Origin of the sequence: Helicobacter labetoulli, from assembly GCF_003670275.1 — a bacterium.
GTDB classification, from domain to species: Bacteria; Campylobacterota; Campylobacteria; order Campylobacterales; family Helicobacteraceae; genus Helicobacter_C; species Helicobacter_C labetoulli.
Window position 1 is genome coordinate 106,941 of sequence record NZ_QXJF01000005.1, and the last position, 21,338, is coordinate 128,278.

25 protein-coding genes and 1 tRNA gene are annotated in these 21,338 nt (G+C 38.3%); 2 read left to right on the forward strand and 24 right to left on the reverse strand.

What is annotated here, in order from left to right; all coding sequences use genetic code 11:
• Together EBF12_RS11670 and EBF12_RS03495 are read left to right on the forward strand one after the other, a co-directional pair.
• The coding region (locus tag EBF12_RS11670) for a GtrA family protein (protein ID WP_244196339.1) at nt 1-833 on the forward strand (833 nt) is incomplete at its 5' end.
• A complete protein-coding gene (locus EBF12_RS03495; protein WP_121726420.1) occupies nt 830-2,908 on the forward strand; it encodes a hypothetical protein in 2,079 nt (692 codons plus the stop codon). The genes EBF12_RS11670 and EBF12_RS03495, both read left to right, overlap by 4 nt.
• On the opposite strand, the gene EBF12_RS03500 is transcribed toward EBF12_RS03495, so the two are convergent.
• From EBF12_RS03500 to EBF12_RS03610, 24 genes are all read right to left on the reverse strand, one after another.
• Complete coding sequence (locus tag EBF12_RS03500) at nt 2,905-3,696, reverse strand: UDP-N-acetylmuramate dehydrogenase (protein WP_121726421.1); 792 nt, start codon at nt 3,694-3,696, stop codon at nt 2,905-2,907. The two genes, EBF12_RS03495 and EBF12_RS03500, sit on opposite strands and share 4 nt — an antisense overlap.
• Nucleotides 3,697-3,699: 3 nt before the next feature.
• Nucleotides 3,700-3,966 (reverse strand): flagellar biosynthesis protein FliQ, encoded by a 267-nt coding sequence (fliQ, locus tag EBF12_RS03505; protein WP_121726422.1) that lies wholly within the window; start codon nt 3,964-3,966, stop codon nt 3,700-3,702.
• Nucleotides 3,967-4,005: 39 nt separating this feature from the next.
• Nucleotides 4,006-4,104, reverse strand: a tRNA-Sec gene (locus tag EBF12_RS11055).
• Nucleotides 4,105-4,141: 37 nt separating this feature from the next.
• On the reverse strand, nt 4,142-4,699 hold the full coding sequence (locus tag EBF12_RS03510; protein WP_121726423.1) for an FKBP-type peptidyl-prolyl cis-trans isomerase: 558 nt from the start codon (nt 4,697-4,699) through the stop codon (nt 4,142-4,144).
• Nucleotides 4,696-5,547: a tetratricopeptide repeat protein gene (locus tag EBF12_RS03515; protein WP_121726424.1), complete on the reverse strand. Its 852-nt coding sequence runs from the start codon at nt 5,545-5,547 to the stop codon at nt 4,696-4,698. The genes EBF12_RS03510 and EBF12_RS03515 overlap by 4 nt, the downstream gene beginning before the upstream one ends.
• Before the next feature lie 19 nt (nt 5,548-5,566).
• On the reverse strand, nt 5,567-6,040 hold the full coding sequence (locus tag EBF12_RS03520) for an OmpA family protein (protein WP_121726425.1): 474 nt from the start codon (nt 6,038-6,040) through the stop codon (nt 5,567-5,569).
• A 61-nt stretch (nt 6,041-6,101) separates the two neighbouring features.
• Nucleotides 6,102-7,358, reverse strand: coding sequence for a Tol-Pal system protein TolB (gene tolB, locus EBF12_RS03525; protein WP_121726426.1), 1,257 nt, complete (start codon nt 7,356-7,358; stop codon nt 6,102-6,104).
• A gap of 9 nt (nt 7,359-7,367) precedes the next feature.
• Nucleotides 7,368-8,063, reverse strand: coding sequence for an energy transducer TonB (locus EBF12_RS03530; protein ID WP_121726427.1), 696 nt, complete (start codon nt 8,061-8,063; stop codon nt 7,368-7,370).
• A 1-nt stretch (nt 8,064) separates the two neighbouring features.
• Nucleotides 8,065-8,466 (reverse strand): ExbD/TolR family protein, encoded by a 402-nt coding sequence (locus EBF12_RS03535; RefSeq protein WP_121726428.1) that lies wholly within the window; start codon nt 8,464-8,466, stop codon nt 8,065-8,067.
• Between the two features lie 6 nt (nt 8,467-8,472).
• Entirely contained in the window at nt 8,473-9,036 is a 564-nt protein-coding gene (locus EBF12_RS03540) for a MotA/TolQ/ExbB proton channel family protein (protein ID WP_121726429.1), read from the reverse strand.
• Nucleotides 9,037-9,039: 3 nt separating this feature from the next.
• Nucleotides 9,040-9,432, reverse strand: coding sequence for an ATP synthase F1 subunit epsilon (atpC, locus tag EBF12_RS03545; protein ID WP_121726430.1), 393 nt, complete (start codon nt 9,430-9,432; stop codon nt 9,040-9,042).
• A gap of 11 nt (nt 9,433-9,443) precedes the next feature.
• Complete coding sequence (gene atpD / locus EBF12_RS03550; protein ID WP_121726431.1) at nt 9,444-10,844, reverse strand: F0F1 ATP synthase subunit beta; 1,401 nt, start codon at nt 10,842-10,844, stop codon at nt 9,444-9,446.
• Nucleotides 10,845-10,864: 20 nt separating this feature from the next.
• Nucleotides 10,865-11,758 (reverse strand): ATP synthase F1 subunit gamma, encoded by an 894-nt coding sequence (atpG, locus tag EBF12_RS03555; protein ID WP_121726432.1) that lies wholly within the window; start codon nt 11,756-11,758, stop codon nt 10,865-10,867.
• 12 nt (nt 11,759-11,770) lie between these two features.
• Nucleotides 11,771-13,285 (reverse strand): F0F1 ATP synthase subunit alpha, encoded by a 1,515-nt coding sequence (atpA, locus tag EBF12_RS03560; RefSeq protein WP_121726433.1) that lies wholly within the window; start codon nt 13,283-13,285, stop codon nt 11,771-11,773.
• Nucleotides 13,286-13,305: 20 nt separating this feature from the next.
• On the reverse strand, nt 13,306-13,830 hold the full coding sequence (locus EBF12_RS03565) for a F0F1 ATP synthase subunit delta (protein ID WP_121726434.1): 525 nt from the start codon (nt 13,828-13,830) through the stop codon (nt 13,306-13,308).
• Nucleotides 13,830-14,348: a F0F1 ATP synthase subunit B gene (locus tag EBF12_RS03570; RefSeq protein WP_244196340.1), complete on the reverse strand. Its 519-nt coding sequence runs from the start codon at nt 14,346-14,348 to the stop codon at nt 13,830-13,832. Before EBF12_RS03570 ends, EBF12_RS03565 begins: the two co-directional genes overlap by 1 nt.
• Nucleotides 14,349-14,355: 7 nt before the next feature.
• The gene (locus EBF12_RS03575) at nt 14,356-14,781 is read right to left on the reverse strand and encodes a FoF1 ATP synthase subunit B' (RefSeq protein ID WP_121726435.1); all 426 of its coding nucleotides are present in this window, start codon (nt 14,779-14,781) and stop codon (nt 14,356-14,358) included.
• 82 nt (nt 14,782-14,863) lie between these two features.
• A complete protein-coding gene (locus tag EBF12_RS03580; RefSeq protein WP_121726436.1) occupies nt 14,864-15,736 on the reverse strand; it encodes a ParB/RepB/Spo0J family partition protein in 873 nt (290 codons plus the stop codon).
• 5 nt (nt 15,737-15,741) lie between these two features.
• The gene (locus tag EBF12_RS03585; protein WP_121726437.1) at nt 15,742-16,527 is read right to left on the reverse strand and encodes a ParA family protein; all 786 of its coding nucleotides are present in this window, start codon (nt 16,525-16,527) and stop codon (nt 15,742-15,744) included.
• A 10-nt stretch (nt 16,528-16,537) separates the two neighbouring features.
• Nucleotides 16,538-17,212: a biotin--[acetyl-CoA-carboxylase] ligase gene (locus EBF12_RS03590; protein WP_121726438.1), complete on the reverse strand. Its 675-nt coding sequence runs from the start codon at nt 17,210-17,212 to the stop codon at nt 16,538-16,540.
• 2 nt (nt 17,213-17,214) lie between these two features.
• A complete protein-coding gene (locus tag EBF12_RS03595) occupies nt 17,215-18,138 on the reverse strand; it encodes a methionyl-tRNA formyltransferase (RefSeq protein WP_121726439.1) in 924 nt (307 codons plus the stop codon).
• Between the two features lies 1 nt (nt 18,139).
• Nucleotides 18,140-18,952 (reverse strand): glutamate 5-kinase, encoded by an 813-nt coding sequence (proB, locus tag EBF12_RS03600; protein ID WP_121726440.1) that lies wholly within the window; start codon nt 18,950-18,952, stop codon nt 18,140-18,142.
• On the reverse strand, nt 18,928-20,058 hold the full coding sequence (locus EBF12_RS03605) for a glycosyltransferase family 10 domain-containing protein (protein ID WP_121726441.1): 1,131 nt from the start codon (nt 20,056-20,058) through the stop codon (nt 18,928-18,930). The genes proB and EBF12_RS03605 overlap by 25 nt, the downstream gene beginning before the upstream one ends.
• The gene (locus EBF12_RS03610; protein WP_121726442.1) at nt 20,039-21,127 is read right to left on the reverse strand and encodes a GDP-L-fucose synthase family protein; all 1,089 of its coding nucleotides are present in this window, start codon (nt 21,125-21,127) and stop codon (nt 20,039-20,041) included. Before EBF12_RS03610 ends, EBF12_RS03605 begins: the two co-directional genes overlap by 20 nt.
• Between the last annotated feature and the right edge of the window lie 211 nt (nt 21,128-21,338).

Sequence of the window (21,338 nt, forward strand, 5' to 3'; positions counted from 1 at the left end):
CTGAAGCCTTTGAGGGCGAAGTATCTAATGTAGAATCTAAACAAGATTTTTCGCCTTTTTCAAAGGCTCAAAATGACAAATTTCTAGATTCTCTACCAACAAATCACGCAAACAAAACCACAAATTCTAGCAGTTGCTCTATGGATTTGGAGGCTTTGAGCGAATTAGAGGGTAGGAGTTATCTAAGCGATAATGACTATCTCTCTAATTCGCTCAATCGTTCAAATTGTATAGACAAGGGCGAATTTTTACAGAATCTAGATTCTGTAAAATCCAAAACACCCTCTGCGGAAGTATTTTTAGATGATTTCAAGGGTTGTGTAGATTCTTGTGCGAGAAGCTACCTAAGCGGTAGTGCCGATGCACAAGAATCAAACTCCCTTGAAAGTGCTAAAAAGACAACGCAGAATCTAGATTCTAAAACACATAAAAGCTTAAAACAGCTCACACTATTTTTCTGTATCGGTGGAGGCATTACCCTTGCAGAACTTGCAGGATTCTATATTTTATATAAGTTTTTTGGCGTGCATTATATTCTTGCTTCACTTATTATGTTTGTGTTAGCTAGTGGCGTTGGTGTGTGGCTATATCGGCGATTTGTGTTTGGAGAGACACATCTGCATAGAGGCTTAGAAGTGGGGCTAACCTATCTTATCAACATTATAGGTATAGGGCTAAATACGCTAATCCTATGGCTATGTGTGGAGTTTTTGGGATTTGAAGCGATTATAGCAAAGGTTTTAGCATCTTTGCTTGTGGCATTTTATGGCTTTTATACAAGAAAGATTGTCATTTATGGAAAAGTTTTTAATCTAAAAAAGGAGTGCAAATGATTGAGATTCTAAAATCTGTGCGATTAAGTAAAGGGAGTAAAATTGCCCTTAGCGTGTGGTTTGTTTTGCTTATGCTTGTGGTGATTATCTTTCTAGCCTTGCGTTTTATGAGTAAGGATAGGATAGATTATGCGGATATGGTTGTGGAGGGTGAAGCATTTCCCCAAGTGTTAGCGTGTAAGGAAAAATGCAAGGAGATGGGTAATATTGATGGCAACAACCTTGCAGAGTTTAACGCTTGTGAAAAGGCGTGTGAAAATATAGAGCCTACGACATTTTCTTACAATGTGCGATTAAAATTTGAGAATCCTATTTTTAGGACACAAAAGCATTTTGTGGAGATAACGCCTCTTAGTGTGGAGTGGAGTGATAGATTAAGGGGTTTAAATCTTGGCGGAGTGGAGCGGATAGTTCAAGATTCTAAGGATAGTCATTTTGTTGCAATCACGCTAGATTCACCGCTTGAAGTTGGGCAAAGTATCGGTATATTGGGATATGAAAGCAAGATTTTAAGCAATACTTTAAGATATCCCATTAAACGACTTATTCTTATTTTGGTGATAGGTATTGGGCTTTGGGTGTTGCTTGTGTTTTGTAAAATGTATTTTAGTGCGTTTGAATCAAAATATCCTAAAATAACAAAAGATTTGACGCTTTTAGACTTTTCACTTAAAGATAAAGCCTTTCTCGTTTTAAGTGCTATTGTGATAGCTTCTCTTTTTGTATTTCAATTTTGGCTTGGCTTCCCCGGGTATCACATTATTGGTGATACTTATAATTCAATTGGTTTAGTTAAAAATAATGCCCATCCTGTATTTATTGCCTATGTAATGCAGTTTTTATATTTTATTTTTGGGAAGCATTTGTATTATTTGTTTTTGTTTAATCTCGTGCCTTTTTATGCTGGAATCTTGTTTCTAGTATGGGGCTTTTATATCCGCTTTAGAAGTGTTTTTGCATTTTTATTGCTCTTTCCCATTCTTGTAGGCAATATTTACTTTCAAAATTTTATACAATATCATAGCTTTGCCTTGCCTATGCTTTTATTTTGTGGCTATTCTATGGTGCTTTTTATGCTACTTGTGCCTTTATCTGCTAAAAAATCAAAAATAATGTGGTGGCTTATTGGTATAGTATTCTTTTGTGCGATTTTATGGCGACATAATGCGATTTTTAGCGTATTTCCTGTGAGTTTTGTGCTTGTATATATGTGGCTTTGTAATCGTGGATTTAATACTAAAGTATTTGTAAAAAAATATATAAATGGAGTGATAGCCTGTGCGATTTTATGTCTTTGTGTAGTGATTATTGTGCCAAGGGCATTAAGTGTTGGTGGCTCATATTCTGCAAATCATCCATTTTTACATCAAATTGCAGGGGCTTGTGTGTCTGCTGATGATAGCACTTGTTTTAAAGATGAGTGGTATTATCCCCATAAGGGATGGGAGGATATTAAGGTATTGTATAAAAAATATCCGCTTAATGCAGACCCTTTTAATGTGTTTTGGGGATATGATGATGAGCGTCCTATTCCACACGGCAAGATTGATGGGCTTTATAATCAGTGGCTAAAATCTATTATAAAGCACCCTGTAAATTTTATACAGCACGAATGGCGATTTTTAAATGCTATGTGGATTCAGAATCCGGGCTGGATATTTGATACTCAAGCTTTGCAAGGTAAAGCGTGGCATCCGTGGCATATTTCATTACTAAGTGGCTTTCCTGAATCTGAGCGAAGCATTACGCTTACACCCACGCAGGAGAGAATCTATAATTTTTTGTATGAGCATCGTTTGCTTTTCAATCATTTTTGGGGTGTGGCTTTAAGTTTTGGGATTATGATAATATCTCTTATAATGTGGTTAGTTAAGAAAAAATTACGCAATAGCTTACTTATGTTTAGCTTTAGTGTAGGATTTGCGGGTTTCTTTAGTGCGTTGTTTATCGTGCTTTTTACCCCCGTGGCAGAAACTCGCTATATGTCGCCGATATTACCCTTGGGACTTTTAGCCACAATCAGCTTTGTGGCATTTATGCTTGATTGTAGGAGAAGGGGTAAAGAAAGAGCTTAGTGTAGAATCTGCACTTCGCATTCTAAAGCTATGCCGCTTAGCTCAAAAACACGCTTTTTGGCAAACTCTATGAGAGCTAGGGCATCTTCAAAAGTTGCCTTGCCTTTATTGACAAGAAAGTTTGCGTGCTGCTCGCTTAACGCAATATCGTTTATCCTATATCCCTTTAAGCCCACAGATTCTAAAAGACGCCCTGCATAATCATTCTTTGGGTTTTTAAAGCAGCTTCCGCAGCTTGGCTCTTTTGGGTGATGTTTCCGCAGAGCATTGCATTGCTGATAAAGCATTGTATCAAAGCCTGTTTTTTTATAAAATCTTGCCGCTAAAATTATGCCTGTAATGCCACTATCTCGGTAATTCATAGGAAATGAGCTGACATTATGCCACTCTCCATTGACATTAATGGAGTGCAAAATTGATTTTATCTCATATTGCTTCATACCCGCATTCATTTTGACTAAGCCCCCAAGGCTCCCGGGCAAGGCTTGAAGAAACTCTAAGCCATTAAGATTATGAGATTTAAAATAGCTAAAAATTCGCCCAGAGCTATATGCTCCGCCGACCTCAATATATTCTCCATAATCAGTGATGTATGAAAAAGTTTTATCAAGTATAGCAAGTTTCTTAGCTTTGGGGGAAACAAGCAAGTTGTTTGCTTTGCCAATGATTTGCATATTGTTAGAAAGTGCAAGGCTACAATCTTTTGGGGTTTGTATAAGAGAAACTTCAAGGGGAGAGCCAATTTTTAGGCTTGAGTAGGTGGCAAAATTGATGAGTTTGGTTTGCATTGCTTAGAAATTGATAGTAGAAATCATCGTAAAAAGCATACGCGTATAATCGGTAATCATATTAATCATCCACGGCATTGCAAAGATGATTACAACCACAACAGCAAGAATCTTTGGCACAAAAGTAAGTGTCATCTCATTGATTTGCGTTGTTGCTTGAAAGATACTGATGAGCAGCCCCACAATAAGTCCAGCCAAAAGCATAGGGAGCGATAAAATCAAGGTGAGTTTGTAAGTTTGAACTGCAAGTGCCATAAGTTGAGCTTCCATAAAGATCCTTAACTTGTGATTTGAAGATGCAACATTGCTTGGCAGGAAGGCGAGAGAATCGAACTCCCCAAGGACTAGACACCTACCCCTTCAGTGGGTTTGAAGCCCACGACGCCCACCAGAGACGCTTGCCCTCCGTTACAGAATCTAAAGCAATGCTTTAGATTCTAAGCCTTTAGTGGCTACACCCACAACCTCCACCGCCGTGGCTATGTCCTCCACCACAGCAGCCTCCACCGCCGTGTCCGCCACCACTTCCACAGCCACAGCCTCCACCAACACCACCTTGAAGAATTTCTGCCTCTGTTGCTTCACGCACATCAAGGATTGTGACATCAAATTGCAAGGTTTTGCCAGCGAGTGGGTGATTGTAATCAACCATAACAGCCTTATCGTTAAAATCTTTTACGATGACTTGGACAGTTTGCCCATCTTCGCTTTGTCCAAAAAGTGTCATTCCAATTTTAAGGTCAATGCCCTCAAATTGCTCGCGTGGAACTTCGTGGATAAAATCACTTTTATAGACACCATAAGCCTCCTCCGGCTTGATTGTGGCTTTAATATTTTCGCCAACTTTCGCACCTATAAGTGCATTTTCAAGCCCACTGATAATCTGTCCTGAGCCGACAAGAAACTCTAATGGCGAACCTCCCTTGTTTGAATCAAGGAGAGCATTATCCTCTTGATTAAACACTTCATATTCTATACTGACAACTTTATTTTGTGCAATCATTTTTTATCCTTTTTTTCTTTAAGTTTTTTTGCATTTTGGGCTTCCTTGCTCGTAGGGTAGTTGCTTATCAAGGAATCCAAAAACTTATTATAGTTTTTTGTATCTTTGATAGCGTTGAAAGATTGAGCAGTATGGAGTAAAAGTGTGGGCATATATTTTGCCCGATCATTTGCCAATGCACTTTGTTTGTAGTGATAAATGGCATCATTGTGGGCTTTGTTGATAAAAGCAATCTCACCCAAATAAAAATGATTCTCTGCTTTCTTGTAATTGAGAGTGAGCAACCATTCAAACCGAGCTTTTGCAGAATCATATTCCGTTTTTTTGAATAAATCTTGTGCTTGAGTAAAGATTTCCGCCTTTTTTGCCTTGTCTTTTGTAAAAGCAACTGATTTGGCAGAATCTACATTTGTGACATTTGACTCGTCTTGTGTCGGAGTAGTATTGAGTTTTTTTAACTCATCAAGGATTGTTTGATTGAGTGTTTTAAGGCTTGTGTTTAGCTCTTGAATCTGCGTTTTAAGCAAGGTAATATTTTGAGTATTTGTCTCAACTTGTTGCTGTAGCTTTTTGTAAAGTTCGGTTTGCGTTTTAAGCTCTTCAATGTCTTTTGCATTTTGTGTTGCTTGAATGAGCTGTTGCTGAATCTTTGAGCTTTGAGATTCGTGAAAGCTCAAGATGCCCTCTTGAGCTTGTTGGATAGTCTCTACCTTCTGCTGAAGCTTGGTAACAACACTTTGTAGAGCTTTTAAATCATTTTTTGTCGCACCGCTTTGTTTCTCAAATGCAGAGGGTTCGGCGAGACAAAAAAAGGGGAAAAGAAGTAAAAAAAGGTAAGGCTTTTTCAATTTCTAATCCCCAAATGCGTTATTTGGCGAGTTTAAACTCAACGCGTCTGTTTTCTTGATTGCACTCAGGAGTGTCTCCACTTGTGCAAGTTGGCTTACTTTCACCATAGCTCACGGTTTTGATTTGAGAAGCATTAACACCGCGAGTTGTGAGTGCATTTTTTACCGCATTTGCTCTTTTTGTGCCAAGTGCATAATTGTAAGCATCTGATCCATAAGAATCTGTATGACCTTCAAGCACTACCTTAGCACCCGTGGATTTAAGGGCTGCTGCACTTTTTTCTAATCCATCTTCCATATCTTGGCGGATATCATATTTGTCAAAATCAAACAAAACTTTTGCGTATCCAGCAGCTGTATCTGCTGCCAAATCCACAAAGTTATCTTGACCAGAACTTGCAGATGTGCCAGATCCAGTATCTGCAGCTTCAGGCTCCGAACAACCAACCGACATAAGAGCGGCTAGAACACCTATTGCAATGTATTTTTTCATTTTGCCTCCTTTAAAGTAGTATGCCCTGATTGTATTTTGTAAAAGTAAATACATAATACTTTTACCAGTCAAAAGCTTGAATCTTTACTTTATTGAGTGGAAAAAAGTAATTTGCATTGTAATCTACACGGATAATGCCCAATGCACTTTGATTTTTGTAATGCTTAAGATACATAATGCTCCCTCCATCACTAGAGTATTTTGGCATTTGATTTTTACCATTTGCTGTTAATCTACGGATATAGTTTGATCCCGGAGCGAGAGAGATAAGATAAAGATTAAAGGTGTTTCCACCAAATTCATTATTTGTCTCACGGCTTGTATAAACAGCATATTTACCATTTGAGGTAATGGCACTATTGTTTCTTCCGTGCAGCACGACTTGCTCTGTGCCACCGCCATCAAGTCGCATCATAAAGATATTTGGATAACCAAGTCTATCGGATACAAAGATAATCTCCTTTTCATCATTGACAAATTTGCCATCAACATCAATGCCTGAATAGTTTGCTAGCCTGCGAAGATTCTTGCTTTTTGTGTTAAAAATATATAAATCAGAAAGGGCAGTAGGAGAAAGGCTTAAAATGAGATTCTCGCCATTTTTACTTACATCAGAGACAATAGCAACTCCTTCACTGCCTACAAGCTGCTCAATTTGCCCCGTGGCAAGATTATGCTTAACAATGGTTGGCACTTCAAGATATTTTGTATAATAAATGCTTTCTTGTTTTGAATCTGCCCATTTTGGGAAAATGTTTAATCCACCCTTAACAACGACTTTTTGGTAAGTCAAAGTATAATCACAAATGAGAATCTCACTACTACCAGAACCTACATAGCTAGAAAGCACAACAAGGCGTTGCATCCACTGAATACTAGGGGCTTTAATATATGAGTTTATATCAATTGTCATATTGTGAGCCAAAAAGGGAAAGCGTTTTATGTCATTTTCAGTGTAGCTTTTGGTGTAGATATGTTTTGAGGCATTAATATCGTAGAGTGAAATAGTGGCATTTAGTGTGTTGGAGGATTTAGCAACTTTAATCTGTGCGAGTAAATCTACTTTCTTGTCTGCATAATCTTTGTAGTTTATCTCTAAAGATTTACTGACTCCGCCATCATCAGCTTGAAAATGCCCGCTCACTTTAAGGTCAGCGACAAGCATTTTAAGCACTTTTGCCCCAAAATCTGCATTTTCAGCATTTAGTCTCTCTACCATAATGTAGGGAATTTTATTGCCATTTTTGACTATTTCTAATGTCGCATCAATGGCAAAAAGCTTTAAGCTAAATAATAGTATTAGACTAACAAATCTCATAGGACTCCTTTAATTTTTAAAAGTAGTAGCAATCTCTTTTGAGCCTTTTGGGTGCGGAGGAAAACGCATTTGTTTGCATTCCTCAAGCACAGCTTTTAAAGAATCATCAAAGGCTACATTGCCGGAGTATTTTACAATGTTATAGCTAAAATCTCCATTGTTTGCTATGTGAATATAGACTAATGCTTGCATTTTTTCTTCAATAGAAAAAGTCTTTTGCCATTGTTGGAGCATAATTTTTTCAATTTGTGCATACCATTCATCATATTCCCCATCATTTTGGCTTGTATCTGTGCTGATTGTGAGGTTACTCAAACTATACAGTTTGTTTTGCAACTCTTGGGTAGAGGATTGCAGTTCTTTAAGCTTATCAGTTTTGGTGTTTTGCTCTAATTTTTCTCTATCATCACCAATAGGCGTATTTTGCGTGGGTGTATCACTATCTATTTTGCTAAACATATCTTTTATGCCAGAACCAGCCAAAGGGTTATTTAAGCTTGAATCTTGCTTGTTTTGGGCAGGTGAGGGCTTGTCATCAATAATTGCCTCAATACTAATGGCATTAAGTGCTAGAGCAGATTCTTGCAAAGAAGAATAATGTGTGGGCTCTTGACGAAAAAAGGTAAAAATCAGAGCAATAAGGAGCAGAAAATAAATGCAAAATGAGATAACACCACTTGTGATAAATAAAAGAGCATTGTTCATTTTAGCTACTAGTTACAAGAGATACTTTGAGAAAGCCAGATTCTTTTGCAACTTTTAAAATATAGATAATGTCTTCATATTTGAGATTTTTATCAGCCCGAATAAATATACTCGTATCTTTATCAAAATTTTTGCTAAACAGAACAAAACTATCGGCGAAGTTTTTAAATTCATAGGTTTTGTCGCGGATATAAATTTTTCTATCAGCGCTTATGCGAATTTCAATCATAGAATCTTTAGCAATTTTTTTTGATTTTGAACCTTTAGGAAGTGTAATGTCCTCTTGATAAGTGATAGTAGGGGTGCTTACCATAAGGATAGCCAAGAGCACAAGCATAATATCAACAAGAGGCGTGATATTTAGCTCAGGCTTTTCTTCCCAATCAAACTCATCAAGATTCATCTTTTGCTACTTACTCGCTAGAATCAAGTCTATCTGCATTTGAATACAAGTGATGATGTGATATGCTTTGCGTTTGAGAAGCAGATGAAAAGAATATGCAGGGATAGCGACAAGAATCCCAGCGGCAGTAGCCACAAGTGCCTTTGAAATTACGGGTGCAATAACATCAAACGACACATTGCCTCCCCCCAACACGCTAAAAGTTTCTAGAATCTCAACCACAGTGCCAAAAAGTCCTATAAAAGGTGCAGTTGAAGCGATAATACTTAAAAATACTAACGAAGCAGTTGCTCTTTGTGTGGCTTTAAGCTTCCATACTTGCAAAATTTCCTTTGAAATACGCCCCTCACTTTTCTCAAGAAGTGCATTGATGAGTGCATTTTTAGGAATAAGAATACTCTTGGCTATAAGCATTTCAAGATGATGTTTTTCTGATGAGAGCCATTCACCTAGCGTAAAATTTTTGTAAATATATATCCAAAGAGTTAGAAGAAAATATAATGAAAGCCATAAAAGCACGATAATTGTTGTTATCGTGCTTTCTGTGAAGAAAGTCTTGAGAAAATCCATAGGCTAGATTCTACTCTTTGCTGCGTTTTCAATACGAGACACTACGGCTCCTATAAGCGTATTGTCTGTTGTGGCTTCAGCAAGAAGTGTCTTAGCATTATCAAGTGCTGAAGCAATTTCAGATTCTGCACCCCCACCAATAGCAACCGCACCATCAGCTATGATTTTCACATCAGTGGCAGAGACTTCAGCGTATCCCCAATTGATGGCTACAAGATCTTTGCCACCTTGCATATTTTCAAATTCAATCACACCGACCTTGAGAAGTGAGAGAAGGTTACAATGTCCGGGATAAACACCAAATTCTCCCTCACTGCCAGGCATAATGACATACTTTACCTCGCCATTATAGATGCTCCCATAAGGAGTAACAACGCTTAGAGTAAGGTGTTCCATATTATCTCCTGCTATGCACTTTTAAGTTTTTGTGCTTTTTCCAATGCTTCTTGGATATTGCCCACCATATAGAAAGCATTTTCAGGAATATCATCATACTTGCCTTCAAGAATTCCTTTAAAGCCTTCAAGCGTCTCTTCAAGTGTTACATATTTACCCGGACTGCCCGTAAAGATTTCAGCAACGAAGAAGGGTTGAGAGAGAAACTTTTCAATCTTTCTAGCTCTATCAACAACTTGCTTATCCTCTTCTGAAAGTTCATCCATACCCAAAATTGCAATAATATCTTGCAAATCTTTGTATTTTTGCAATACTTGTTGAATCCCAGTTGCAATTTTGTAGTGTTCTTCTCCAACAACTTGTGGATCAAGGATTCTAGAAGTAGAATCAAGTGGATCCACGGCAGGATAAATACCCTTTTCAGAAATCTTTCTGTTAAGCACTGTTGTAGCATCAAGGTGAGAAAAAACAGATGCAGGAGCTGGGTCAGTTAAGTCGTCTGCTGGAACATATACGGCTTGAACTGATGTGATAGAACCTTTTTTGGTTGAAGTGATTCTTTCTTGAAGTTTGCCCATTTCCCCTGCAAGTGTTGGCTGATAACCAACAGCAGATGGAATGCGTCCAAGAAGAGCAGACATTTCAGAACCAGATTGCGCATAACGGAAGATGTTGTCAATAAACATCAAAACATCAAGCCCTTTTTCATCTCGGAAATACTCAGCCATAGTAAGACCTGTAAAAGCGATACGATTTCTCGCACCCGGTGGCTCATTCATTTGTCCATAGCAGAGTGCAACTTTATCCAAAACGCCACCTTCTTTCATTTCATTATAGAGATCATTTCCTTCTCTCGTCCTCTCACCAACACCCGCAAATACAGAATAACCACTATGCTTGTAGGCAACATTGTGAATAAGCTCCATAATGACAACGGTTTTACCAACTCCGGCACCACCAAATAGCCCAACTTTACCACCCTTAGAATAAGGGGCAAGTAAATCAACAACCTTAATACCTGTCTCAAACATTTCTGTTCTTGTGCTTTGGTTTTCAAAGCTTGGTGCTTCGCGGTGAATTGCCCATTTAAGGTCAGTTGCAAGTGGTTCACCACCATCAATAACATCACCTGTAACATTAAAGATTCTTCCTAGCACCGCCTCACCAACAGGCACCTCAATCATTTTGCCACGAGCCTTTACTTCTTGAGCGCGTGTTAAACCTTCTGTCATATCCATAGCAATTGTGCGGACACGATTATCACCAAGATGAGCAGCCACCTCTAGCACAAGCTTATTCTCCTTGCCCTCAATGCTAAATACAACATCAATGGCTTCATTAATCATTGGCAAATACGAGTCAAACTCTACATCCACCACCGGACCCATTACCTGCGTAATCTTACCTTGCATTTGTTCTCCTTTGTATAAGTTTATTTAATTGCTTCAACACCAGCATTAATCTCAACAAGCTCTGTTGTGATTGCTTCTTGTCGTGCTTTGTTAAGTGAAATTGTAAGACTTTTTACCAAGTCTCCAGCGTTGTTGGTTGCTGCATCCATAGCCTGGATCCTAGCACTATGCTCAGCTGCCAATGAATCTACTAAAGCGTAATACATATTGTATTGAATATATTTCTTGGCAAGCTCATCAAGGATAGCATCCTCTTCATCTTCTGGCTCAATATTCAGGATAGAAGCTTGTGTATCCTGCTCTACATTGATTGTTAGAGGCAGAATAGCACGAGACTCAAGCTCCTGAGAAATCATATTTTTAAAGCCATTATGCACAATCATCACTTCATCTGTCGCACCATTGAGAAAATCCTCTACAACAGCATCGATAAATTCTGCCGCCTTTTCAAAGGTGGGCATAGCACTTAAACCAATAACTTTATCAAGAACCTCAATATCATTAAAGGCAAAAAACGATATGCCTTTCTTACCGATACCTCTTAAGCGAACCTTTATGCCTTTTTGCTTGTAGCTTTCCATAAGGCGGACAACTTCTTTGATGGTTGTTGTATTGAATCCTCCACATAAGCCTTTGTCCGCAGTAATGAAGATAATGTCAAGCTTTTTAATCTCTCTATCCTTGGAGTTTGCAAAAAAACGACTATTGATACTATCAAGACCTCGCACACGAATTTTTGCTATCACATCATCAAACATAGTATTGAGTTGATTGGCATACACTTTAGAACGCCTTGCTAATTCTTCAGCTTTTTTTAGTTTTGAGCTTGAAACAAGCTTCATTGCCTTAGTTGTCTTCTGTGTATTTTTAACACTTGTTATCTGTTTGCGTATCTCTTTAAGGTTGCCACCCATAATAGCTCCTTGTTACGCCCCAAAGCTTATTTTAAACTCTTCAAGAGCCTTGCTAAGTTCTGCCTCAATATCCTTATCCAAAGCTTTTTTTACGCTAATATCTTCAAAAATTTTAGGGTATTTAGCCTCAAGGAATGGATATAGTTCAGCTTCAAAAGCCACAACTCTATTTGCTGGGATATTATCCAATAAACCATTTGCACCTGCATAGATAATAATGACCTGCTTTTCAATGGCTAAAGGAGAATATGGAGGCTGTTTTAGAATTTCAACCATTCTTTGCCCTCGTTCAAGTTGCTTACGACTTGATTCATCAAGGTCTGAAGCAAATTGTGAGAATGCTTGAAGCTCTCTATATTGTGCCAAGTCAAGACGCAATGTCCCAGCTACTTGTTTGGTCGCCTTAATCTGTGCTGCACCACCAACACGAGAAACGGATAAGCCCACATTAATCGCAGGACGGATACCAGAGTTAAACAAATCTGTTTCAAGGAATATCTGCCCATCGGTAATGGAGATAACATTTGTGGGGATATACGCCGCCACATCCCCTGCTTGTGTTTCAATAATAGGTAATGCAGTAAGAGACCCAGCTCCTAACTCATCATTGAGCTTCGCAGCTCTTTCAAGCAAACGAGAGTGGAGATAGAATACATCTCCCGGGAAGGCTTCACGACCTGGAGGTCTTCTTAGGATAAGAGACATTTCGCGGTATGCCACAGCGTGCTTGCTCAAATCATCATAAATGATAAGTGCGTGTCGTGCATTATCTCTAAAATATTCACCAATTGTTACACCTGTATAAGGGGCCAAGAACTGCATTGCAGCAGAGAAAGATGCTGGAGCATTAACAACGATTGTATATTCCATCGCTCCGTGTTCTTCAAGCTTTCTTACAACCTGTGCGACAGTAGATTCTTTTTGTCCAACAGCGACATAAATACATACAACATCCTGACCTTTTTGATTGATGATTGTATCCACAGCAACCGTTGTTTTTCCTGTTTGTCTATCACCAATAATCAACTCCCTTTGCCCTCTACCAATTGGGACAAGCGCATCGATGGCTTTAATACCGGTTTGGAGTGGTTGATGAACAGATTTGCGTGCCATAATGCCGGGTGCTTTTTCTTCCACAAAGCGATATTCACTTGCTTCAATTGCACCTCTACCATCAATAGGCTCTCCAAGTGTATTGATAACGCGTCCAACAACAGCATCTCCCACAGGCACCTTCATAAGTTTTTTGAGTCTTTTGACAGATGTGCCTTCTTTGATTGTGCGTCCGGACCCAAGGACAACGACACCCACACTACTTTCTTCAAGGTTAAAAGCAATTCCCGTATCACCTGTGTCAAACTCTACCATTTCATAATACATTACATTATTTAAGCCATAGACTTTTGCCACACTATCAGCATAAGCTATAACTTTACCTGTTTCACTAATATCAATATTGATATTAAAGTTTTCAATCCTCTCTTTGATGATTGAGCTAATTTCTTCTGACTTGATTTTTGTTACCACTTGTTTCTCCTTATGTTAATTTAAAGTGCTTTGAGAATATGATTTTTTAAATCACTGCTAAAGCGATCTTTGGAAAAAGACACTTCGATACCTAAATCCTCAACGCTTAGCTTAATACCATCTATTCCGCTTAATTCCTGCTTGATACTAAGCTTTACACCGAGCTTCTTGGCTAGAGAATCTTGAATTCTTTCAAGCGTTTTGATATCAAGTTCATCTTTGCCTACAAGCACTGCTGCATATTCCTTCTTCTGTGCAAGCAAACGTTTTTCAAGTTCATTGCTAATATAGGGGATAAGCAAGATTCTATCTAATTGAGCTATAAGACGGAAGAAGTTTTGAATCTTTGTATCAGCACCCCGAATAGAATTGAGTAAAAATTGTTCTTTTTGGGCTTTGCTTAAAAACGGAGACACGATAATGTCAGCATTTTTTTTGTCTTTAATGACATCAGCAATGCCTTTAAGGATTCTAAGAGCCTCATCTAAATCACAACCTGAATCTATGAGAGCTTGAGTATATTTCTTGGAGATAATACTTAACATTATGAGATCCTTTTTGTGATGATATTGACATAATCTTCTTTATTAAGCTGTAAATTTTTATTTGCAGTAAGCTCATTTAGGAGATTTTCAACACTTGTTCGCACTGCTTTTCTGTGTTCAAATTCAATATTTGCCTCAAGTGCAGACTTTAAGAGTTCAATGTCTTTTTTGATTTGATCATCATATTTTTGGCGGATAAGATATTCTTCCTGCTTAGCAGAATTAACAATTTCCTTTGCTTTTTCCTTACTCTCTTCTAGACGCTTTTGTGCATTTTCTCTCTCTTGTTTTGCTTTATGTAGATTGTCTTGCACCTCTTGCAGACGAGCAGCAATAGCTTTCTTTCTTGTTATAAAAATACCTTTTACAGAATCAAAAGCAAAATACCACAAAATCGCAATGAATATGACGAAGTTGATCACACGCGGGATAAAATCGCTATTTTCAATACTCGCTGAAGCTAAAAGTAAAGATGGAAAAGCTACAAGCAAAGCACAATACAAAAATTTTCTCATCATAGCCCTCCTAGATTTGTTTAAGTTTTGAATCTAAAGCAAGCTTAAACACAGGAAGCTGCTCGATCAAGTCGTTGTAAAGTTGAGTTTGTTGCTCTTGCAACTCTTTTTTATATTCTGTAAGCTTACTCTCATTTTCAGATTTCTTGGCATTTATCTTTTCCTCATATGTTGCTTTTGCTTCTTTTGTGGCTACTTCTAGGATTTGAGCTGCCTCTTTTCTTGCGTTTGAAAGGATTTGTGCAATCTCCTCATCTATACGCTGAACATCGCCCCTATGATTTTGTGTGCTTGATAAATCTCGCTCAATAGAGCTATCACGATTACTCATAAAAGACATTACGGGCTTAAATAACCACTGATTGAGTAGATAAATAAGCAGAATAAATGTAACAAAAACAAGTAGCATTAAATATGGATTGAGAGTAATGCTCATCTAATCTCCTTAGTGTGAAAAGTATATGTAAAAACTTTACGCATTCTAACAGGTTAAAATATATTAAACCTTAAAAGAAGTATTATTTTGCCAATTTTTTTAACAAAATGGTAATTTCTTCATCACTTTTAAAACTCACATTGAGTTTTGTCGCGTTGATATTGCTTTGAATCCCAAGCAATGCTAACTCCTCTCTAAGCTCTTCTAGCATGGACATATCAAGCTTTTTGACATCTTCTTTAAGCTTTGTTTTGGGGGTAGAATCTTGCCCACCTTTAATTTTTTTAATCAATGTTTCAGTATCACGCACATTTAGTTTTTGTCCCACGATAGAATCTGCCACAAGCTTTTGCTCAGATTCACTTAATGTAACAAGCATTTTAGCGTGTCCTTGCGTGATTTTTTCCTCACCTAGCATTGTTTTGACTTCATCGCATAGCTGCAATAAACGCAGAGTATTTGTAATTTGCGTTCTTGATTTATTGATACGCTTTGAAAGCTCATCGTGTGTAATGTCATACTCTTCAAGTAGCTCTTGATAGGATAGTGCAAGCTCAATAGCATTAAGCTCCTCGCGTTGAATATTTTCAATAATAGCCAACTCACGCATTTTTTTCTGTTCAATTTCAGCTACAATCGCCCTTATATTGCTTAAACCAGCAAGTTTTGAAGCACGCAGTCTCCGCTCCCCAGCGATGAGAACATAGTCGCCATCGCCATTGTCATACACTACCACAGGTTGCAATAAGCCGTGTTCTTTTATAGATTCTGAAAGTTCTTGTAGTGCTTCCTGGTTGAATGTTTTGCGTGGCTGATAGGGATTTGGCTTAATAATGTCAATATCAAGCTCTAGGACAAGTGATGAATTATCACTAAGATTCTGTTCATAGGCTTCGGCTGTTTCAGCGAGTATCGCTCCTAAGCCTCTGCCCATTGCTAATTTCTTTTTAGCCATTGTTTTTACGCTCCTTGTAGAATGGCGCGTGCGAGATTTTCATACGCTACACTTCCATTAGATCGTGCATCATAAACCATTATAGGTTGGGCAAAGCTAGGAGATTCAGCAAGTTTCACGCTACGAGGGATAATAACAAACTCGTTTTGATTTTTAAAAAGTTCCTTACTAAAATGCTCTTTTAGCTCATCAAAAACCTGCCTTGAAAGATTGTGTTGCCCTGAATACATTGTAGGTAAAAAGCCCTTGATGGCAAGTCTTGGATTGATAGTATCTTTCAAAAGCTTGATTGTATTAAGCAGCTGCGATAAACCCTCAAGTGCAAAAAACTCACACTGGATTGGCACAATCACAGAATCTGCTGCAGCCAAGGCATTCACAGTGAGTGAGCCAAGGGCTGGTGGAGAATCTATAATGATAAAATCATATTGATCTTTGATTTCTTCAATCTTTTTGCTTAAAAGCAGCTCACGACCCTTAATGCTGTTTTTGCTATAAAATTCCTTCTCAATCCCTGCTAGTCCAATATTTGAAGGAGCAAGGTCAAGGTTTGGAATATCTGTCTTTAGAATGATTTTAGAGAGTTTTTTAGAGCCGGTAAGAACATGATAAATATCAGATTCTATTTTGTTGCGTCTAAAGCCAAAGCTTGTCGTGGCATTTGCCTGTGGGTCATAGTCAATCACAAGCACTTTTTTACCCTCATTTGCAAGAAATGCAGCCAAATTAACAGCGGTTGTCGTCTTGCCCACGCCACCTTTTTGATTTGCTATGGTAAGGACTTCACACATAGTATCTCCTTTATCTTAAGCTATAAATTCTCTCTCCATTCACATTAAGTGAGCCATCATCATTAAGTGTAGTGTCTTTTAAACAAACTTGCTGATTGTGAAAATGAAAAAAGAAAGAATTATTCTTGTGAAATTCTAGCTTATAAATACTAAAAATCTGCTTCCAAGATGTAAATTTTACAAAGCTTTCAAAAAAATCATTTAAAAAGCCTTCCGGCTTAATTTTTTGGCTTATACAAGATTCTAAAGTCGCATATTTTGTGGAGATGAGATTGATACCTATGCCACATACAATGCTATCACGCACTTTTTGGGTGAGAATCCCACCGATTTTTTGCTCATCTATGTATAAATCATTTGGGTATTTGAGCCACACCTGTGAGCCAAGAGAGCGTAAAAACTGCTGCATAATCACACCAAAAAATATGGAGCTAGATTCTAGTTTTAAATCATTTGGAAGAGATTGAAGCTCTAAGGCAAAAGAAAACATCAGTCCAGATTCAATGCTGCTCCATTGATTGCCCCTGCTTCCAATGCCCTGTGTTTGCTCTTTTGCGTGAATACAAAAGGGGCTGTGCAGAGTTTCATTTTTAATAGAATCTAGTGCATATTGTTGCGTAGAGGGGAGTGTATCAAAATGATACATTTGCCTTTGAAGTATTTTGAGTGTTTGAGAATCTAGCATATTTAGCTCAAAATATCGCCGATTTTAAGCCGTTTGCCATTGATGTAAAGCGGAGCGGGGATTTTAGCCTTGCCCTCTTGTTGCAAAAAGCCAATACGCAAACTCCCCATCAAGCAGCCAACAACAATAGATTCAGAATCTATGTCTAAAATCTCGCCTTCCTTGTGGGATTGCACTATCTCTACAAGCTCTACATCAAAAAGTTTGAGTGTATAGCCATTGGCACTTTGGATAAAGATATGAGGCCACTCGCAATAGGCTAGATATGCGTGATACACACTTTTGGCACTTTTAAGCTCCACCTTGCCAAAAGATTTGTGAATCTTCCCGCAATAGCTTGAATCCAAATCATATTGCTTGAGCGGTTTAATCTTATTAAAATTTTTAAGCGTATTAATGGCGAGTTTCCCCCCAAGGCGTGAAAGCTCCTCGCACAAAAGAGTAAAATTCTGCCCCGTATTAGCAAGGTAAGAAAAGCCTAAAATTTCTCCGCTATCAAGCCTTGCATTCATTCTCATTGCACTTATGCCAAAAAAATTTGGTTGGCTTAGGAGCATTTGCTGGATAGGGCTTGCCCCTCGCCATTGTGGCAAAAGTGAAGCGTGGATATTGATACAAGGGGCTATATCTAAAAAAGCTTGTGGCAAAATCTTTCCATACGCCACGACTAAAATCATATCAGGCTTTAAATCACGGATAGATTCTATAAAAACAGAATCTATGCTTTGGGGTTGCAAGATTTGTATATGTTTTAGATTTTTTTGAATAAGCATTTCCTTTGTGTGTGGGGCTTTTAGCTCTCCTTTGCGTCCAAAGGGCTTATCAGGTTGGCAAATGAGTGCGAGAACTTCAAACGCACAATCTTCAAGCAGGGGTGCAAAAACAGCACTTGCAAAGCTCGGTGTCCCAGCAAGAATAATTTTCATTTCACGCCTTTTGCTTGAAAGCGTATAGCTCTTGCAGTCCTTGAGAATCTGCAGGGCAAAAGAGCGTTCCAGAATCTTGAGTGTTATGCAAAAGAAAGTTTTTTAGCACTTCAAGTTTGCGTCCGTGGCTTAGGAACATCATACAATGGCGTTGCAATAAAAAATCCGCCGCCATAAGTTTAGTAACAATCCCGCCGGTTGCAAAGTTGCTATGTGGCGTGTGGGACTGGCTAAGGGCGTCTTTAGGGATTGTATGCACCTGTGGGAGAAGCTTGGCAGTAGAATCTGTATGCGGATTCTTATCAAAATAGCCATCAATATCACTGAGAATTGCCAAAAGCTTCGCCCCAAAATAATACGCTGCGTGTGCGCTTAGCCTGTCATTATCACCAAAAATAATTTCACTCGTGGCAATGGCGTCATTTTCATTGATGATAGGCAAAGCGTTGTTAGCCAAAAGTGCATCAATAGTGCTGCGTGCAAAGGCGGTGCTTTTACGAGAATCAAAGTCGTGTCCGGCAAGGAGAATTTGAGCTGTTGGAATGTTGAATCTATCAAAAGCTTTGCGGTAAGATTCCATAAGCAAGGGCTGCCCGATACTTGCAAGGGCTTGTTTATTTTGCAATGTGCTTTTATCAATCTGCACTCGCGTATAGCCACTTGCTACCGCCCCAGAGCTTACCAAAATCACATCAAAGCGAGTTTTAATCTCACTAATAAGATTTGCTACAGCATTAATTTGCCCATCATCAATCGCCTCGCCATTACAGAGATTTGAGCTTCCTATTTTTAAAACAATCCTTGGTTTTTGCATACATACCCCTTATGGTAAAAATTTATTAAAAGCAAAAAGATGATGCAAACGCTTGGGAATGAAAGCATTATTAATCTTTTTTCGCAAGGCACATAGAGCAATATAATCTTTGTTTCTTGTGATGATATTTTGAACAAACTGACCATTTGGATCAAGATGATGTATTTTTTGAGTAAAAATGTGATTAAAAAAATCATATAGGATATGAGAATAAAGTTGCTGCCCCCCCCCCGTGTGTTTTCTAGCCATTTTTGATTTTTGGGTGTATGAAGTAGCATAGGCTCTTTAAGCATTGCAAGAAAAGCCCCGGAATCATTATCAAGTCGCTCTACTTCCTTCACAACAGAATCTAGGCTATCAAAATTATGGACATTGATAAATGCCTTTGGGTTAAAAATAGGGCGATATTCAGCATATTTTTCATCACAAAGTGTGGGGTCGCCCCAATAGATTGGCACACATTCTGCCCTAAAGGCTTGAATGAGTTTTTCTGTAACATAGCCCGGGTATGAGGAATTTTCAAAGCAAATGTGGAATTTATAATCTTTAAGCCAATGGTATTTGCTTGTTCTAAAATCATTATATCTATCGCCAATAGCTCCCCCAATGTTGTTTCTCCACTGCCCACCAGAATCTACTTTTTTATACATAGAGAGTTTATCAAAAATTTCTCCCCTTATCGGGTCGCCACCACCATTTGTAACCATAAAAGCACAAAATTTTGTTTTTTGCTCTAAAATTTTCTCATCGCATTGATGTTTGATGAGTGCGTTTTCAAGGTCTTTAGCACATTCAGGCAAAGCAAAAAGTGGCAAATAAAGATGTCTATTGCCAAAGTTAAGAAAATCAAAATCTACCCCATAATCACATAGATTCCAATCTGTGCGGACATTTTCCCCCGTGTAAAAAATCTTTATGCAAGGGTGCTGATAGCTAAGATGATTTGAGCCAAAAACACTATAAAGCAAAAAATCCGGCTTTTCATCATACACAAAGTTATAATAGGGCGATAAAAGCTTTATAATATCATTTTCGTGTATGTATTCTTTTTGATTGCTTCTATCCCACCAATCGGCTATGGCGATTTTAATCGTTGGCTTTGTCATTGAGTTTCCTTAAAGTTTTTGAAAGATAGTGCTGATACACACTTTGGATTCCTTCTCTCAAAGGGATTTTTGGCTTCCACCCTAGGGCGTTTAATCTACTTGAATCCATAAGCTTTTGGTAAGTGCCATCAGGCTTACTTGTATCAAATACAAGCTCTCCTTCAAAGCCTACAATTTCTTTAATAAGCTGTGAAAGCTCTGCAATACTTATATCGCTCCCATAGCCAACATTAAGATGAGTGTTGCGAATTTCATTTTGATAAATCTCATTGTGATGTGTAATGCAATCTTTAAAGCTAAGATTCTGCATTGCAAACACACACGCCTCTGCCATATCGCTCACGTGCAATAGCTCTCTGCGTGGTTTTCCACTTCCCCATATCGCTACACTTTTTTCACTCACACCATAGCTTTGTAAAAACTCTTGCAAAGCTACCCCTTGTAGTCCCGTGTCGTTCTCTACTTGCTCTAACTTCCCAAGGAATAGGAGTTTAGCTAAGTGAATCTTGCGTAGCAATGCGGGTAAAACATGGGAGGTTTGTAGGTTAAAGTTATCATTGTTGCCATAAAGATTAGTTGGCATAACGGATATAAAATCGCACCCATATTGCAGGGCAAAGCTCTCGCACATTTTGATTCCAGCGATTTTAGCAATAGCATAGGGTTCATTGGTGTATTCTAGCTCACTTGTGAGCAAAGCATCTTCACTCATAGGCTGTTTGGCATTTTTTGGGTAAATACACGAGCTACCAAGAAAGAGAAGTTTTTTTACGCCGTATTTATAGGCGTTAAAAATGATGTGGTTTTGAATGGAGAGATTCTCATAGATAAAATCCGCACGATAAGTGTTATTAGCAGCAATCCCCCCCACCTTTGCCGCAGCTAAAAATACATACTCCGGCTTTGTGGTCGCAAAAAAATTTTCAACACTCCATCCATCAAGCAAATTAAGCTCCTCGCGCGTTTTTGTGATGAGATTTGTGTATCCTTGTGCCTGAAGCAAAGCAAGTATGCTTGAGCCAACAAGCCCTTTGTGTCCTGCAATAAAGATTCTAGAATCCTTAGTCATAATGTCCCTTGTGTGAAAGTTAAAAATGGATTAAGGAGTGGCATTATAGCTACAAGTTGTAATGAGAATGCTTAAGGATTTTATAGAATAAATTTATTGCTTTATATCTAAAAAGTTATGTTCTCCTCATCTCTCACACCCCAAATTTAAAAAGTCTTGCTCTTTTAAATCGCTCACAGAATCTTTAGAAAATACCCTGCCTTTATGTGTG